The organism is Comamonas sp. SY3 (genome assembly GCF_041730275.1).
GTDB lineage: Bacteria > Pseudomonadota > Gammaproteobacteria > Burkholderiales > Burkholderiaceae_C > Comamonas > Comamonas sediminis.
Genome location: NZ_JBGTYN010000012.1, coordinates 102,627 through 117,687 on the forward strand (window position 1 = coordinate 102,627; position 15,061 = coordinate 117,687).

At 65.7% G+C, this 15,061-nt stretch carries 14 protein-coding genes; 12 read left to right on the forward strand and 2 right to left on the reverse strand.

The window, feature by feature from the left end:
- The first annotated feature begins 57 nt into the window (after positions 1-57).
- The 8 genes from ACCQ08_RS16080 (at position 58) to ACCQ08_RS16115 (ending at position 9,536) form a co-directional block, all read left to right on the forward strand.
- On the forward strand, positions 58-1,632 hold the full coding sequence (locus ACCQ08_RS16080) for an ABC transporter substrate-binding protein (RefSeq protein ID WP_312411406.1): 1,575 nt from the start codon (positions 58-60) through the stop codon (positions 1,630-1,632).
- Positions 1,633-1,657: 25 nt separating this feature from the next.
- Entirely contained in the window at positions 1,658-2,608 is a 951-nt protein-coding gene (locus ACCQ08_RS16085; RefSeq protein WP_373450360.1) for an ABC transporter permease, read from the forward strand.
- Positions 2,608-3,501: an ABC transporter permease gene (locus tag ACCQ08_RS16090; RefSeq protein WP_373450361.1), complete on the forward strand. Its 894-nt coding sequence runs from the start codon at positions 2,608-2,610 to the stop codon at positions 3,499-3,501. The genes ACCQ08_RS16085 and ACCQ08_RS16090 overlap by 1 nt, the downstream gene beginning before the upstream one ends.
- A complete protein-coding gene (locus ACCQ08_RS16095; protein ID WP_373450379.1) occupies positions 3,501-4,604 on the forward strand; it encodes an ABC transporter ATP-binding protein in 1,104 nt (367 codons plus the stop codon). The genes ACCQ08_RS16090 and ACCQ08_RS16095 overlap by 1 nt, the downstream gene beginning before the upstream one ends.
- Positions 4,601-5,614 (forward strand): ABC transporter ATP-binding protein, encoded by a 1,014-nt coding sequence (locus tag ACCQ08_RS16100; protein WP_373450362.1) that lies wholly within the window; start codon positions 4,601-4,603, stop codon positions 5,612-5,614. Before ACCQ08_RS16095 ends, ACCQ08_RS16100 begins: the two co-directional genes overlap by 4 nt.
- A gap of 11 nt (positions 5,615-5,625) precedes the next feature.
- Complete coding sequence (locus ACCQ08_RS16105) at positions 5,626-6,897, forward strand: amino acid deaminase (RefSeq protein ID WP_373450363.1); 1,272 nt, start codon at positions 5,626-5,628, stop codon at positions 6,895-6,897.
- Positions 6,898-7,076: 179 nt separating this feature from the next.
- Positions 7,077-8,021 carry a MurR/RpiR family transcriptional regulator gene (locus ACCQ08_RS16110; RefSeq protein WP_312450537.1) on the forward strand — a complete coding sequence of 315 codons (945 nt, stop codon included), beginning with the start codon at positions 7,077-7,079 and terminating at the stop codon, positions 8,019-8,021.
- A 33-nt stretch (positions 8,022-8,054) separates the two neighbouring features.
- Positions 8,055-9,536, forward strand: a complete 1,482-nt coding sequence (locus ACCQ08_RS16115) for an amidohydrolase family protein (RefSeq protein ID WP_373450364.1) — start codon at positions 8,055-8,057, stop codon at positions 9,534-9,536.
- Here ACCQ08_RS16115 and ACCQ08_RS16120 read toward each other — a convergent pair.
- Complete coding sequence (locus ACCQ08_RS16120) at positions 9,533-10,120, reverse strand: dihydrofolate reductase family protein (protein ID WP_373450365.1); 588 nt, start codon at positions 10,118-10,120, stop codon at positions 9,533-9,535. The genes ACCQ08_RS16115 and ACCQ08_RS16120 overlap by 4 nt on opposite strands.
- 385 nt (positions 10,121-10,505) lie before the next feature.
- On the opposite strand from ACCQ08_RS16120, the gene ACCQ08_RS16125 reads away from it, so the two are divergent.
- The 4 genes from ACCQ08_RS16125 to ACCQ08_RS16140 all read left to right on the forward strand — a co-directional run bounded on the left by ACCQ08_RS16125 (position 10,506) and on the right by ACCQ08_RS16140 (position 14,137).
- Positions 10,506-11,486: a Bug family tripartite tricarboxylate transporter substrate binding protein gene (locus tag ACCQ08_RS16125; protein ID WP_373450366.1), complete on the forward strand. Its 981-nt coding sequence runs from the start codon at positions 10,506-10,508 to the stop codon at positions 11,484-11,486.
- 54 nt (positions 11,487-11,540) lie between these two features.
- Positions 11,541-11,924 (forward strand): cupin domain-containing protein, encoded by a 384-nt coding sequence (locus ACCQ08_RS16130; RefSeq protein ID WP_312411382.1) that lies wholly within the window; start codon positions 11,541-11,543, stop codon positions 11,922-11,924.
- A 66-nt stretch (positions 11,925-11,990) separates the two neighbouring features.
- The gene (locus ACCQ08_RS16135; protein WP_373450367.1) at positions 11,991-13,154 is read left to right on the forward strand and encodes an acyl-CoA dehydrogenase family protein; all 1,164 of its coding nucleotides are present in this window, start codon (positions 11,991-11,993) and stop codon (positions 13,152-13,154) included.
- Positions 13,155-13,234: 80 nt separating this feature from the next.
- Positions 13,235-14,137 (forward strand): LysR family transcriptional regulator, encoded by a 903-nt coding sequence (locus ACCQ08_RS16140; protein ID WP_239809627.1) that lies wholly within the window; start codon positions 13,235-13,237, stop codon positions 14,135-14,137.
- Between the two features lie 80 nt (positions 14,138-14,217).
- Here the strand turns inward: ACCQ08_RS16140 and ACCQ08_RS16145 are convergent, their stop codons facing one another.
- Positions 14,218-14,970, reverse strand: coding sequence for a sulfite exporter TauE/SafE family protein (locus tag ACCQ08_RS16145; protein ID WP_373450368.1), 753 nt, complete (start codon positions 14,968-14,970; stop codon positions 14,218-14,220).
- Positions 14,971-15,061 lie beyond the last annotated feature (91 nt).

Consider the following 15,061-nt stretch of genomic DNA (forward strand, 5'->3'; position numbering starts at 1 on the left):
TTTTAGCGGTTGTGGTGTAAAAAAATTTCTTCACCCCCTTCGATGAAAGCCTGCCCCATGAACGCCCTTGCCTTGCGTGTCCGCACGTCCCGTCGCCAACTGCTTGCCGCAGCCCTGTTGGCTGCCGGCTGCGCAGGCCTGCCAGCGGGCAGCGCCTGGGCCCAGGCAGCCCACAAGGGTGGTGCCGCCAATCTGGCGATGATTGGCGAGCCCCAGAGTCTGGATCCGATGGTCAGCTCCACCGACCTGGTGGGCACCATCATGCAGCATGTCTACGAGCCGCTCTTCACCTTTGATGCGCAGTGGAACCTCCAGCCCATGCTGGCCCAGGCCATGCCCGTGATCTCTGCCGATGGCCTGACCTACACCATCACGTTGCGCAAGGGCGTCAAGTTCCACAACGGCAAGGAGATGGTGGCCGATGACGTGGTCGCCTCGCTGCAGCGCTGGATGGACGTGTCGGCACGCGGCAAGGCCGTGGGCCAGGAGATTGCCAGCATGACCGCCAAGAACCCGCAGACGGTGGAGATCAAGCTCAAGGCGGTGTATGCACCGCTGCTGGCCCACCTGGCGATGCCCAGCGGCATGGCCGGCATCATGCCCAAGGAAGCGGTGGCACCGGTGCTCAAGGATTTCATCGGCACGGGCCCCTACCAACTCAAGGAACGCAAGCCCGACCAGTTCACCGTGCTGGCACGTTTTGACCAGTACGCCGCACGCAGCGAGCCCGCCAGTGGCTACGCCGGCAAGCGCGAGGCCCAGCTCGATGAGCTGCGCTTTGTGCCGGTGCCCAATGCGACGACGCGGGTCGAGGGTGTGCTCTCGGGCCAGTTCCAGTACGCCGATCTGCTGCAGGTCGAATCGGTAGGCCGCCTGGAAAAGGCTGCGCCCAACGTGGTGCCGATCGTCACGCAGAACTTTGGCTTCCCCTATATCGTCTTCAACACCAAGGAAGGTGTGCTGGCCAAGAAGGAGCTGCGCCAGGCGGTGCAGACCGCAATGGGCCCGGCCGAGATGCTGCAGGCCGGTTTTGGCGACAAGCGCTTCTTCGCCGCCGAGCCCAACTTCTTTGCCAAGGGCACGCCGTACTACTCGGATGCCGGTGCCAAGCAGTACAACCAGAAGAACCCGCAGCTGGCCAAGGACCAGGCCGCCAAGGCCGGCTACAAGTCCGAGCCGATCCGCATCATGGCCAGCCGCCAGTATGAGTTCCACTACAACATGGCGCTGGTGATGGCCGAGCACTTGAAGCGCGCCGGCTTCAAGACCGAGCTGCAGGTGGTGGACTGGGCCACCCTGGTGCAGCGCCGCAACGATGCCAAGCTCTGGGATGTCTACATGACCCACTCGGGCCTGTTCCCTGAGCCGATGCTGTCGCCCCCCCAGATGGGCAGCGGCGCGCCGGGCTGGTGGGAGACGGAGACCAAGAAGGCCGCGCTTGCCGCTTTCAATGGCGAGCCCGATGTGGCCAAGCGCGGCCCGCTATGGGGCAAGGTGCAGGCGCTGGTCTATGACGAGGTGCCCTTTGTCGAAGTGGGCAAGTTCAACGCGCTGTCGGCACGTTCATCCAAGCTGCAGGGCTACCAGCCCATGCCCTGGCCTTTCTTCTGGAACACCTCGCTGAGCCAGTAAGCCCCAGCGACTCTCGAGTTCAGCCATGCTGCATTTTTTAGTCAAGCGCCTGGGCGGCGCTGTGGTGGTGCTCGCCCTGGTGGCCGTGCTGGTGTTCCTGCTCACGCGTCTGGCGTCGGGCGATCCGGTCGCGCTGCTGCTGGGTGACCAGGCCACCGCCGCCGATATTGCTGCCGCGCGCGTGCAGTACGGGCTGGACAAGCCCCTCACCACCCAGTTTGTGCTCTGGATTGGCCAGGTGCTGCAAGGCAACCTGGGCCAGTCGTTGTTCCTGCAGATGCCGGTCACGCAGGCACTGCTCGAGCGCGCCGAGCCCACGATGTTTCTGGCGCTGTTCGCCGTGTCGATTGCCGCGTTGATCGGTGTGCCCTGTGGTATGGCCGCAGCCGTGTGGCGTGGCAGCTGGATCGACCAGGTGCTCAGCAGCATTGCGATGCTGGGCGCGAGCATTCCCAGCTTCTGGTTCGGCCTGATCCTGATCCAGGTGTTTGCCGTGCACCTGGGCTGGTTCCCTGCCTCGGGCTATGGCGATCCCGACGCCAGCTTTGGCGACCGCCTGCAGCATCTGCTGCTGCCCGCGCTGGTGCTGGGCGTGCTCAACTCGGCGCTGATCATCCGCTTCACCCGCGCCTCGGTGCTCGACATTCTGGGCGAGGACTATGTGCGCACCGCGCGGGCCAAGGGCCTGGGCGAGTCGGTGGTGCTGGTCAAGCATGTGCAGCGCAATGCGCTGGTGCCGGTCGTGACCGTGCTGGGCCTGACCCTGGCCTTGATGATTGGCGGCACGGTGGTGACCGAGACCGTGTTCAACCTGCCCGGCGTGGGCAACCTGGTGGTGCGGGCCGTGCTGCGGCGCGACTATCCGGTCATCCAGGGCACCTTGCTCGTCATTGCCGCCATCTACGTTTTCATCAACCTCGCGATCGACCTGCTCTACACGGTGGTGGATCCCCGCATTCGTCTGGAGGGCCAATGATGAACGCCTCCCCAACGGCATTGCCGCTGCCCGCGCGCGGCGGCTGGGCCCAGTCCCCCTGGTTCAAGACCTTGCGCCGGCTGTTTGCGCGCAAGGTGGTGCTGGCGAGTGCCTTGGTGCTGCTGCTGATTGCCGCCACCGCGTTGCTCTACCCGCTGCTGACCGACTCCGACCCCAATGACATGAACATCAGCATGCGCCTGCATGCGCCTTCGTGGGCGCACTGGGCCGGCAACGATGAGCTGGGCCGCGATGTGATGGCGCGCATCATCTACGGCGCGCGCTACTCGCTGATGATTGGCCTGTTCACCGCGCTGGGCGCCGTGGTGCTGGGCACCTTGCTGGGCATGCTGGCCGGCTACTTCCGCCGCCTCGATGCACCGCTGATGCGCCTGGTCGACGCGATGATGGCCTTCCCCGACATCCTGCTGGGCATTGCGCTGGTGTCGATCCTGGGTGCCTCGCTGTGGAATGTGATTCTGGCGCTGACCATTGTCTACACGCCGCGCGTGGCCCGCGTGGTGCGCGCCTCCACGCTGGTGCTGCGCGAGCTGCTGTTTGTCGATGCCGCCAAGGCGCTGGGCGTGCGCACGCCGCTGATTCTGTGGCGCCACATCCTCCCCAACCTGCTGTCGCCGGTGCTGGTGCAGGTCACCTTCATCTTTGCCTATGCCATCCTGGCTGAGGCGGGCCTGTCCTTTCTGGGCGTGGGCGTGCCGCCTGACATCCCCACCTGGGGCACGATGATTGCCGGCAGCCTGGAGTATGCCGACAAGGCGTTCTGGACCATTCTGACCCCGGGCGTGGCCATTGTGCTGACGGCGCTGTCGCTGCAGCTGCTGGGCGACGGTGTGCGCGATCTGCTCGACCCCAAGCTGAAGAACAAATCATGATGAACACCGCCACCTCTGCAGCGGCCGCCAGCCTGGCCGCGCCCCGCCTGGATGTGCGCTCGCTGTCGACCTCGTTCGCCACCGAAGGCGGGCGTATCCAGAGCGTCTCCGATGTGAGCTTTCAGATTCTGCCGGGCCAGACCCTGGCCCTAGTGGGCGAGTCGGGTTCGGGCAAGTCGGTCACCAGCCTGTCGCTGATGGGCCTGCATGCCAAGACTTCGCAAGCCCAGGTGCAAGGCCAGGCCCGGTTTGTGCAGCGCGATGGCCGCACGGTGGATCTGCTGTCGCTCGATGCCAAGTCCCTGCGTGCGCTGCGCGGCAATGAGCTGGCCATGGTGTTCCAGGAGCCCATGACCAGCCTGAACCCGGTGCTGACCGTGGGCGAGCAGATTGCCGAATCGGTGCGCCTGCACAAGGGCCTGGGCAAGGCGGCGGCCTTGGCCCATGCCCAGCGCATGCTGGAGCTGGTGGAAATACCGGCTGCCGCCCAGCGCGTGCATGAGTACCCGCACCAGCTGTCTGGCGGCATGCGCCAGCGGGTAATGATTGCGCTGGCCATGGCCTGCGACCCGAGCCTGTTGATTGCCGACGAGCCCACCACCGCGCTGGATGTGACCATTCAGGCGCAGATCCTGGCCCTGATGGGCCGGCTGCAAAAAGAGACGGGCATGAGCATTCTGTTTGTGACCCATAACCTGGGCGTGGTGGCGCAGTACGCCGATGCGATTGCGGTGATGTATGCCGGCCGCATTGTCGAGACGGCCAGCGTGCATGCGCTGTTTGCCGCGCCCCAGCACCCCTATACCCAGGGCCTGCTGGGCTGCCTGCCCGGCATGGCGCGCCAGCGCGAGCTGGCCGAGGCCGCCGCGCTGCGCGCCGGTGGCAAGCCGGCCTTTGTGGGGCGGCGCCGCCTGGATGCCATCCCCGGCCAGGTCTCCAGCCCCTTGAGCCCGCCGCCCGGTTGCGCCTTTGCGCCGCGCTGCAGCAAGCGCCTGAACGCCTGCGAGCAGGCCATGCCTGGCCTGGAGACATGGCGCACCGGCAACGACGCCCAGCCCGGCGAGCGCCAGGTGCGCTGCATTCGCGCAGGAGAAGCCGCATGAGCACGACCGACACCCTGGACCGCCCGGCCGCGCTGGCCACCGCAGCGGCCGAGCCGCTGGTGCGCATCCAGCATTTGAGCAAGCAGTTTGGCAGCGGCGCCCACCCGGTGCGCGCGGTGCAGGATGTTTCCTTTGACATCTACCCCGGCGAGACCCTGGGCCTGGTCGGCGAGTCCGGCTCCGGCAAAAGCACCATCGGCCGGCTGCTGACGCGCTTGATTGAGCCAACCGACGGCCAGCTGCATTTTCGCAAGCAGGGCGGCGAGACCGTGGACCTGGCGCACCTGGGCCCCAGCGCGATGCGGCCACTGCGTTCCGATATCCAGATCATCTTCCAGGACCCCTATGCCAGCCTGAACCCGCGCATGCGCATCCGCGATGTGCTGGGCGAGGCACTGTCCACCCACGGGCTGGCGCCCGGTGCGGAGCGCCAGCAGCGCATTGCCGAGCTGCTGGACCAGGTGGGCTTGCGGCCCGAGCACGCCGAGCGCTTTCCGCATGAGTTCTCCGGCGGCCAGCGCCAGCGCATTGGCATTGCCCGGGCGCTGGCAGTGCAGCCGCGCTTTATCGTGGCCGATGAGCCGCTGTCCGCGCTGGATGTGTCTATCCAGGCGCAGGTGGTCAATTTGCTGGGCGACCTCAAAGATCGCCTTGGATTGACGCTGCTCTTCATCTCGCACGATTTGGATGTGGTGGAATACCTCTGCGATCGCGTGGTGGTCCTGTATCTGGGCCGTGTGGTGGAGGTGGCACCGACCGAGGCCTTGTATGCCCGGCCGCGCCACCCCTATACCCAGGCCTTGCTGGCAGCCGCGCCGATTCCGGACCCGGCCCAGCGGCGCAGCATCCCGCTGCTGTCGGGTGACCTGCCCAGCCCCAAGAACCCACCGAGTGGTTGCGTCTTTCGTACCCGTTGCCCACAGGCCGAGGCGCGCTGCGCCCAGGCTGACATGCAGCTGCGCGCCGTGGCCGATGGCCATCTGCAGGCCTGCTGGAAAGTCCAAGATTGAGAGAGTGAACCATGCAACCCGATTTTTTGATTGACGCGCGCAGCAAGAGCTACCCGCTGGCTGCTGCCCCCACCCAGGCCTCTGCACTGGCCGCACGCGGCTGGAATGTGCTGCGCGATGACCTGCCGTACCCATTGGCCGTCATCCGCCAGTCGGCCCTGGCCCACAACGCCCGCTGGATGCAGGATTACGCGGCGCGCCGCCAGATCCAGTTTGCGCCGCATGGCAAAACCACCATGTCGCCCCAGCTGTTTGATCTGCAGCTCCAAGGCGGCGCCTGGGGGCTGACCTTTGCGACCATCTTCCAGCTGGCCGTGGGGGTGGAGGCCGGTGCGCGCCGCGCCATCATTGCCAACCAGGTGGTGGCGCCTGCCGATCTGGATGGGCTGGACGCGTTGCTGAGCCAGCACGCGGATCTGCGCGTCTGGTTCCTGGTCGATTCGATCAGCCAGCTGCGCTGCATCGAGGACTGGAGCCGCGCGCGCAACAGCGCACGCCGCTTTGATGTGCTGATCGAGGTGGGCATTCCCGGCCAGCGCACCGGTGTGCGCAGCCAGGAAGACGCACTGGCGCTGGCCCAGGCCATCCATGCCAGCAGCAGTGCCCAGCTGGGCGGCATCGAATGCTATGAAGGGGGCCTGACCCAGTGTGACAGCGCCCATGACATTCCCGCCGTCGCCGAGCTGGTGCGCCGCGTGGTCGACATTGCCAAGGCCTGCGATGCGCAGGGTCTGCTGCCTGAGGAGGCACCGATCCTGAGCGCCGGCGGATCGGCCATTTTTGATCTGGTGGTGCCGTTGCTGCAGGGCGCGGGCCTGTCGCGTGCCTTTACCGGCGTGCTGCGCTCGGGCTGCTACATCACCCATGACCATGGCAACTACCGCCGCCTGCTCAAGCTGGTCGAGCAGCGCGAAGGCGTGGCCGACTCGCTGCAGGCCGCGCTGGAGGTCTGGGCCATGGTGCAGTCTGTCCCTGAGCCCGGTCTGGCCTTGCTGACCTGCGGCCGCCGCGATATCTCCTACGACCTGGAAATGCCATCGGTGCAGCGCCATGCGCCGCGCGGCAGCCAAGCGGCCCAGCCCGCGCCTGCCGGCTGGACCATCTCGGCCCTGAACGACCAGCATGCCTACCTGCGCTTTGACCCGGCGCAGGGCGCACCGGCCGTGGGCGACCGCATTGCGCTGGGCATCTCCCACCCTTGCACCACGTTTGACAAGTGGCGCTGGATTCCGGTGGTGGACGATGCCTGGAACCTGGTCGATGCGATCGAGACAAGGTTCTGAATGCTTAGAGCACAACCCCCTGAGGCGCTTTGCGCCTTCCCCCTTCTCTCATGCTACGCATGGGAAGAGGGACGCAGCCCTCGCTGCGGGGCGGCGCGGCCGGCTGCGGCCCTTGCTCGGCTGCCCGCGCATCGTCTCTGCTCCAACCAGTGGCTAGGCTATCAATGGGGAGCATGGTGATGAATCGCTCGGTTTTGAGCCTGCAGTTGCTGCAACAGCAGCAGGCCGCGCTGCCCCTGGCCCAGCGCCAGGTCATCGATGTGATCCTGCGCGACCCGGGCGCCGCCGTGCTGGCCACCGTCGAGCAGCTGGCGCTGCAGGCGAATGTGTCCATGCCGACGATCGTGCGCATGTGCCGCCGCTTTGGCTATGCATCGGTGCGTGAGTTCATGGTGGCGCTGGCGCAGACCTTGGCGGTGTCGGGCTCGCACCTGCACCGCAGCGTGCAGCAGGACGACTCCACCGCCGAGGTGGTCAGCAAGATCGTGCATGCCGCTGCCGGTGCGATTGCCAACCTGGGCCAACGCCTGGATGCGGCGCTGATCGATGAGGTGGCTGGCAAGATGGCCAAGGCCTCGCGCATCGATTGCTACTCGGTCGGGGCGGCCTCGTCCTTCATGGCGCAGGAGCTGCAAAGCCGCTTGTTCCGCCTGGGCCTCACGTCCAACGCCATCTTCGATGCGCACCAGCAGCTGGTGTCGGCGTCGACCCTGGGCAAGAACGGCGTGGCCTTTGTGATCTCGCATGTGGGGCGCATGCCCTACACCCTGGAGGCGGCGCAGTTTGCCAAGCAGCAGGGCGCCACCGTGGTGGCCCTGACCCAGCCGGACACGCCGCTGGCCGAGATGGCCGACCACGTACTGGCGGTGAACGTGCCCCAGGACGCGGTGATGCGTGTGGGCACCGAGGCCTACCTGGCCCACCTGGTGGTGATCGAAATCATGATGGTGCGCCTGGCGCAGATTCTGGGGCCGCGTGTGGTCACGGGCATGCAGCAGTACAAGCGGCTGCTGGAGACCCATGGCTTTGACAGCTATGAATACATGGGCTTTCAGCAGCCCGCGCAGCAGCGCAAAGGGGATACACCCGCCCCCACCAAACAACAAGGCCCCACCGCTGGCTGATGGCAGCCGGCAGCAGTGCCTGGAGATACAACAATGGAACGCAGAGTGTGGTTGAGCAATGGCACGGTGGTGGATGGCACCGGCCTGTCGGAGTTTGTGGGTGATGTCTGGCTGCAGGGTGGGCGCATCATTGGCGTGTTTGCCCGCGATGGTGTGGCCGGCGCCGCACAGCAGGCAGCGCTGGCCGGCTGGAAGGCGCAGGACCCGCTGCAGATCGACTGCACCGCCAAGGTGATCGCACCGGGCTTTATCGATGTACACACCCATGACGATGCGGCGGCGCTGAACAGCCCGGCCATGCTGCCCAAGCTCTCGCAAGGGGTGACCACGGTGATCGCCGGCAACTGCGGCATCTCGCTGGCACCGGTGGTGACGGCGCACCCGCCCGCACCGCTGTCACTGCTGGGCGACCAGCAGTTCCGCTTTGGCAGCATGCAGGATTACGCAGCGGCCGTGGATGCGGCGCAACCCTCCATCAATATCGCGGCGTTGCTGGGCCACACCTCGCTGCGCATCAAGCACATGGCCGATCTGAGCCGCCCGGCCAATGCCGCCGAGCGCGAGGCCATGGCGCAGGACATGCATGAGGCCATGCAGGCTGGCGCGCTGGGCCTGTCCAGCGGCATCTTCTACCGCGAGGCCTATGCGGCGGACATGCAGGAGCTGGTAGCGGTAGCCACTGTGGCGGCCCGGCATGGCGGCGTCTATGCCACCCATATCCGCGACGAGCTCGAAGGCATTCTGGAGGCCATGCTGGAGGCCGCTGGCACGGCCCGGCAATCGGGCCTGCCACTGGTGCTGTCGCACCACAAATGCGCGGGCTCGGCCAACTGGGGCCGCACCCTGCAGACCTTGCCGCTGGCCGACAAACTGGCGCAGCAGCAAGAGCTGTCGATGGACGTCTATCCCTACACCGCCGGCTCCACCGTGCTGCGCGAGGACCTGGTCGATGGCGTGATCGATATCCTGATCACCCGCAGCGAACCCCACCCCGAGGTGGGCGGCCGCTACCTGCGCGATATTGCGGCTGACTGGGGCATCAGCGAGTACGACGCCTGCGTGCGCCTCAAGCCTGGCAATGCCTGCTACTTCCAGATGCGCGAGGACGATGTGGAACGCGTCATCCGTCATCCGCTGGCCATGATCGGCTCGGACGGCCTGCCCAACGACGAGCGCCCCCACCCTCGGCTCTGGGGCGCCTTCCCCCGCGTGCTGGCCATGTACTGGCGCGACAAGGGCGTGCTGAGCCTCGCCCAGGCGGTGCACAAGATGACAGGCATGTCGGCCCAGCGCTTTCGTATGGCCGACCGGGGCCTGCTGGCCGCCGGCAAGGCCGCCGATGTGGTCGTGTTCGACCCCGCCCGCATCCAGGACCAGGCCACCTTTGAAAACCCCAAGCAGCGCAGCGTGGGCGTGGAAGCCGTCTGGGTCAATGGCGTGCTCAGCTACACCGAAGAGGCGGGCGCCTTGCCGGCGCGTGCTGGGCGGTTTGTGCGGCGGGCGGTGGCGGCTTAGGCGCCAGCCTGGGTCTCGTCCTGTGGCTGCCCAGCTGCCGCATAGTGCAGCCGGTAGTCACTCTGCACAAAGCCAAAGTCATAGCTGCGCGTCTGCAGATGCTGGGCTGTCACCGTGCTGCAGCCATCCGCCAAGGGCCCGAACAGCGGCAGGCCGCTGCCCAGCAGCACGGGGATGCGGGTGATGGTGATTTCGTCGAGCAGCTGCGCGTTGATAAAGGACTGGATCAGCTGCCCACCATCCACATAGGCCGCGCGCACGCCGCTGGCGGCCAGATGGGTGCGGAGTGCCGGCAGACTGCCCTTCCACAGCTGTGCAGTAGCAGGCGCGCCAGCGGGCAGGGCGCTCCACTGGCGGGACACCACATAGACCGGCTTGTCATACGGCCAGGCGCTAAAGCCCAGCACCGTCTCAAAGGTCTTGCGCCCCATCAGGATCACATCGACCCCGGCCATGTACTGCGCATAACCGCAGTCTTCCCCCTCCGGCACAGTGGCATTGGCGGCATTGAGCCAGTCCAGGCTGCCATCGGTTTTGGCGATAAAACCGTCGAGGCTGGTGGCGATAAAGCTACTGCATTGCATGGGTTTGTCCTGGTGAAATTCATGGGCTAAGCCTCGAATTCTAAGCAGCGGGTAGAGGTCTGGAGGGTCAAATACCTGTTTTTTTCACAGTGTTCATTCGCTGCGTTTAAGAATTCGATTTGAATATCAAACCATCCATATATAACATTGGACGCGAATCATTGAGAACGGCACCATGCAAGCCAGCCCATTGGGATCCTCTGCAAAACTCCCTGCTGTGGTCTGAAAGCGGACTCGGGCGATCCGCTGCGTTGTCTTCCTTGTCAATAGCTCGCTATTGACTGCAAAAGACGCCTTGCGTCTCATCCCGATCCGCGTCCATCCCACTTGGCGAGGGTTTTGCAGAGGATCCCTGGAGGCTCGACTAAAAAAAGGAGACAAAGACATGCAACGACGCCAATGGTGGGCCACGCTGGCCCTGACCGCCATCGCCACTGCAACCACGGCGGCCTCTGCCAGCGCGGCGCAGGGCAGCTACCCCAATGCACCGATCACGATGATCGTGCCCTTTGCCGCAGGCAGCGGTACCGATGCGGTGGCCCGGGCCGTGGGCCAGAAGCTGGGTGAGCGCCTGCAGCAGCCGGTGATTGTGGACAACCGCGCGGGCGCCAATGCGCAGATTGCCGCAGGCCTGGTGGCGAAGGCCAAGCCCGATGGCTACACCTTGTTCATGACCACCAACACCTCGCACTCGGCCAATCCCTGGTTGGTCAAAAGCCTGAAGTACGACCCGATCAAGGATTTCACGCCGATTGCCCGCGTGGGTGAGCTGCCGTTTGCGCTGGCGGTGCACCCGTCGGTGCCGGCCGATTCGGTGCAGACGCTGATCGACTATGCCAAGGCCAACCCGGGCAAGCTCTCGTACGCGACGCCCAACAGCACGTCGCTGGTGGCGTCCGAGACGCTGCGCTTTCTGTCCAAGACCGATATCGTTGGCGTCCCCTACAAGTCCAGCCCGCAGGCGCTGACCGACCTGATGGGCAACCAGGTGCAGATGTATGTGGTGGACCTGGGCTCGGGCTGGAGCATGCTCAAGACCGACCGGGTGCGCACCCTGGCCGTGACCGCTGCCAAGGGCAGCAAGATCCTCCCCCATGTGCCGCCGATCGGCAAGACCTTGCCCGGCTTTGACATCACCTCCTGGAACGGCATTTTTGCGCCAGCCGGCACGCCCCCGGAGGTGGTCAACAAGATCAATGGCGCCTTGCAGGCGGTGCTGGCCGATGAGGCCGTGCAAAAACAGCTCGAACAGATTGGCTTTGAAGTCTGGCCCACGAAGACCCCGCAGGAGTTTGCCCAGTATGTGAGCGAGCAACTGGCGTACTGGGGGCGCCTGGTCAAACAGGCTGATATCCCGGCGCAGTGATGCTGCGCCACGCCCTAGCAGACATTCCCATCCCCACACGATGAACGCCACACAATGACTTCGCGCTACCTGATCCGTGCCTCCGAGGTGGAGGCCTATAGCCCGGCCAACCATACCGGAACCTTCAACCGCCGCCTGGTGAGCCAGGCCAACGTCGGCGCCCAGCACATGGAAGTGGTGCTGGGCGAGATTGCCAAGGGCGGCGGCGCGCTGCCCCATGCCCACCCCGGCATGGAGCAGGCCTGCTACCTGCTGGAGGGCACGGCCCATGTCGAGGTGGAGGGCGAAAGCTTTGAGATGGTGCCGGGCGATACCTGCTTTTTCCCGGCCGACAAGATGCATATCTTCCAGACCACCAGCGATACGCCCGCCAAGCTGCTGGTGATCTACAGCCCGCCCTATGGCGAGAACCCCGAGCGGGTGCGCCGGCCGGCCTGAGCTGCACTGTGACCGGCGCCGTGCAAGGCACGGCGCCACTGATTGGATATTGAGGACCGCAACACCATGGATTTCGCCCTGACCGAAGAGCAGCAACAGATCATCGATGCCATCGAGAAAGTCTGTGCGCCGTTTGATGCCGACTACTGGCATGCCCGTGACAACGATGGCGCTTTTCCCGAAGACTTTTACCGCGCGCTGGCCGATGCCGGCTGGCTGGGCATTGCAATGCCCGAGGCCTATGGCGGTGCCGGCCTGGGCATCACCGAGGCGGCCTTGATGATGCACACGATCTCGGCCACCGGCGCGGGGCTGTCGGGTGCGTCTGCGGTGCACATGAACATCTTCGGCCTGCACCCGGTGGTGGTCTATGGCACGGAGGAGCAAAAGGCGCGCATGCTGCCGCCGCTGATTGCCGGCAAGGACAAGGCCTGCTTTGGCGTGACCGAGCCCAACACGGGGCTGAACACGCTCAAGCTCAAGACCCGCGCGGTGCGCGATGGCGACCACTATGTGGTGCATGGGCAGAAGGTCTTCATCTCCACCGCGCAGCAGGCCAGCAAGATCTTGCTGCTGGCGCGCACCAAGCCGGTGGAGGAATGCAAGGGCACCGAAGGCCTGTCGCTGTTCTATACCGACTTTGACCGCAGCAAGATCGAGGTGCATGAGATCGCCAAGATGGGCCGCAAATGCGTGGACACCAACCAGCTGTTCATCGATGGGCTGCGCATCCCGGTAGAGGACCGCATTGGCGAGGAGAACCGGGGTTTTGAGTACATCCTGCATGGCATGAACCCCGAGCGCATTCTGATTGCTTGTGAGGCGATTGGCCTGGGTCGCGCTGCGCTGGGCCGCGCCACGCAGTACGCCCGCGAGCGCGAGGTGTTCAACCGCCCGATTGGCCAGAACCAGGGCATCCAGCACCCGCTGGCCGAGCGCTGGATGGAGCTGGAAGCCGCGTTGTTGCTGGCGATGAAGGCGGCCTGGCTGTATGACCGCCACCAGCCTTGCGCGGCCGAGGCCAATGCGGCCAAGTTCCTGGGGGCGGAAGCGGGCTTCAAGGCCTGCGAGAGCGCCATCTTCACGCATGGCGGCATGGGCTACGCCAAGGAGTTCCATGTCGAGCGGCTGATGCGTGAGAGCTGGATTCCGCGCCTGGCGCCGGTGAGCCCGCAGCTGATTCTGTGCTTTATCGCAGAGAAGGTGCTGGGCCTGCCCAAGTCCTACTAGGCGGCGCCATGGCTAGTGCGGTACCGGGCCATCCCGTGCGGCGTGCGGCCAGCCCGCACTGGCTGGGGCATGATACGCAGATGAAGACCCATTTGCTGCGTTATTTTGTGGTGCTGGCCGAGGAGCTGCATTTTGGCCGGGCCGCCCAGCGCCTGGCCATCACCCAGCCGCCGCTGTCGGTGGCCATCAAATCGCTGGAAGAAGATTTGGGCGTTCGGCTGCTGGAGCGCGATGCCAAGCAGGTGCGGCTGACCGATGCGGGCGCCGCTTTCTTGATCGAGGCGCGCCAGGTGCTCAGCCAGATCCAGCGCGCTGCCGATGTGGCGCGCAATGTGGCCCAGGGGCGCCAGGGCCAGCTGGACATTGGCGTGACCGGCTCGATGATCTACCGCGACCTGCCCCATGTGATGCAGGCCTTTGCCCAGCAGCGGCCCGATATCGACATCACCTTGCATGAGATGTCCACCACCGAGCAGCAGGCGGCCATTCTGCGCGGCCAGCTGCAGGGCGGTTTTGTCAACATCATCACGCCCGCGCCGGGGCTGGAGCTGTGGCCGCTGGCGCCGGATACCCTCGTGTGTTGCCTGCCAGAGAACCATCCCCAGGCCCAGCAGGCCAGCCTGGACCTGCGCAGCCTCGCCCATGAGCGCTTTGTGATGTTTGTGCGCGATGTCAGCCCGGCCAATTACGACAATGTGATCGCCTGCCTGCACAACGCCGGCATTCACCCGCGCACCAGCCATGCGGTGCGGCAGTGGCTGGCCGTTATTTCGCTGGTCGCCATCGGCCAGGGCGTGGCGCTGGTGCCCTCCTGCATGCAGCGGGCCGGCATGGCCGGTGTGCGCTATGTGCCGCTGCACAGCAACCATGGGCAGACGGCGCTGACGGCGGGTGCCTTTGTCTGGCACCCGCAAAGCCGCTCGGCGGCGCTGGATGCGCTGATCGATGTGATCAAGACGCCTAGGCTCGGCACCCCTGCTTGAGCGCGGCCGGCTAGGCGCGGGTGGCTAGGCGCCCCCGGCTGGGCGCCCCCGGCTAGGCGCCCCCGGCTAGGCGCGGCCAGCTAGGCTTTCAAGAAGAACAGCACCGCCATCACCAAGCCAGTAATCACAATGCCGGCGCGCAGCCACTGCGGCGCAATCTTGCGTGCCACCCGGGCGCCCAGGTAGCCGCCCAAGGTGGCGGCCACCATCATCAGCAACGCGGGCTGCCACTGCACGACACCACCAGCGGCATAGATGGCCACGGCAATGGCGGTCAGCAGCGCAGAGACCAGGTTCTTGGTGCCATTCATCGCATGCAGGTTGGTTTGGCCCAGCAAGCCCAGCAGCGCAAGCAGCAGGATGCCCAGGCCGCCATTGAAGTAGCCGCCATAGATAGAAACCGCCAGCATTCCCAGCGCAGCCTTGCTGCGCGATGGCGTGGCACCATGCTGCGCGCCCATGGCCCATTGGCGCAGCTGCGGGCCAAAGGCAAACATGGCGGTGGCCGCCAGCAGCAGCCAGGGCACGATCTTGCGGAAGGCCGCCTCAGGCGTGACCAGCAGCAAGCCGGCACCCACGGCACCACCCAGCAGCGCGAGCAGGATCACCGCCTTCATCGACAGGCCGGGTGGGGCCTGCATATCGTCCTTGAAGCCCCAGGCGCCGGCTGCATAGCCCGGCAGCAGCGCGACGGTGCCGGTGGCATTGGCCACCACGGGGGGCACGCCGGTAAAGACCAGCGCAGGCAGGGTCAAAAAGCTGCCGCCGCCGGCGACGGCATTGAGCGCGCCGGCCACAAAGGCGGCTGCGAGCAAGATGGGGGTGTCGAGCATGTCTCCTCCTGTTATGGGCGCTGCAGCAGCGGCGTGCGCTGCCTGCATGGCCTTTGTGAGGAGGATTCTAGGTAGGAATGGCGCCGAAATA

What these genes read in the sequence shown, in the direction of transcription:
- ACCQ08_RS16080 (WP_312411406.1), top strand. Translation starts at nt 58, where the DNA reads ATGAACGCCCTTGCCTTGCGTGTCCGCACGTCCCGTCGCCAACTGCTT.
- ACCQ08_RS16085 (WP_373450360.1), top strand. Translation starts at nt 1,658, where the DNA reads ATGCTGCATTTTTTAGTCAAGCGCCTGGGCGGCGCTGTGGTGGTGCTC.
- ACCQ08_RS16090 (WP_373450361.1), top strand. Translation starts at nt 2,608, where the DNA reads ATGAACGCCTCCCCAACGGCATTGCCGCTGCCCGCGCGCGGCGGCTGG.
- ACCQ08_RS16095 (WP_373450379.1), top strand. Translation starts at nt 3,501, where the DNA reads ATGAACACCGCCACCTCTGCAGCGGCCGCCAGCCTGGCCGCGCCCCGC.
- ACCQ08_RS16100 (WP_373450362.1), top strand. Translation starts at nt 4,601, where the DNA reads ATGAGCACGACCGACACCCTGGACCGCCCGGCCGCGCTGGCCACCGCA.
- ACCQ08_RS16105 (WP_373450363.1), top strand. Translation starts at nt 5,626, where the DNA reads ATGCAACCCGATTTTTTGATTGACGCGCGCAGCAAGAGCTACCCGCTG.
- ACCQ08_RS16110 (WP_312450537.1), top strand. Translation starts at nt 7,077, where the DNA reads ATGAATCGCTCGGTTTTGAGCCTGCAGTTGCTGCAACAGCAGCAGGCC.
- ACCQ08_RS16115 (WP_373450364.1), top strand. Translation starts at nt 8,055, where the DNA reads ATGGAACGCAGAGTGTGGTTGAGCAATGGCACGGTGGTGGATGGCACC.
- ACCQ08_RS16120 (WP_373450365.1), bottom strand. Translation starts at nt 10,120, where the DNA reads ATGCAATGCAGTAGCTTTATCGCCACCAGCCTCGACGGTTTTATCGCC.
- ACCQ08_RS16125 (WP_373450366.1), top strand. Translation starts at nt 10,506, where the DNA reads ATGCAACGACGCCAATGGTGGGCCACGCTGGCCCTGACCGCCATCGCC.
- ACCQ08_RS16130 (WP_312411382.1), top strand. Translation starts at nt 11,541, where the DNA reads ATGACTTCGCGCTACCTGATCCGTGCCTCCGAGGTGGAGGCCTATAGC.
- ACCQ08_RS16135 (WP_373450367.1), top strand. Translation starts at nt 11,991, where the DNA reads ATGGATTTCGCCCTGACCGAAGAGCAGCAACAGATCATCGATGCCATC.
- ACCQ08_RS16140 (WP_239809627.1), top strand. Translation starts at nt 13,235, where the DNA reads ATGAAGACCCATTTGCTGCGTTATTTTGTGGTGCTGGCCGAGGAGCTG.
- ACCQ08_RS16145 (WP_373450368.1), bottom strand. Translation starts at nt 14,970, where the DNA reads ATGCTCGACACCCCCATCTTGCTCGCAGCCGCCTTTGTGGCCGGCGCG.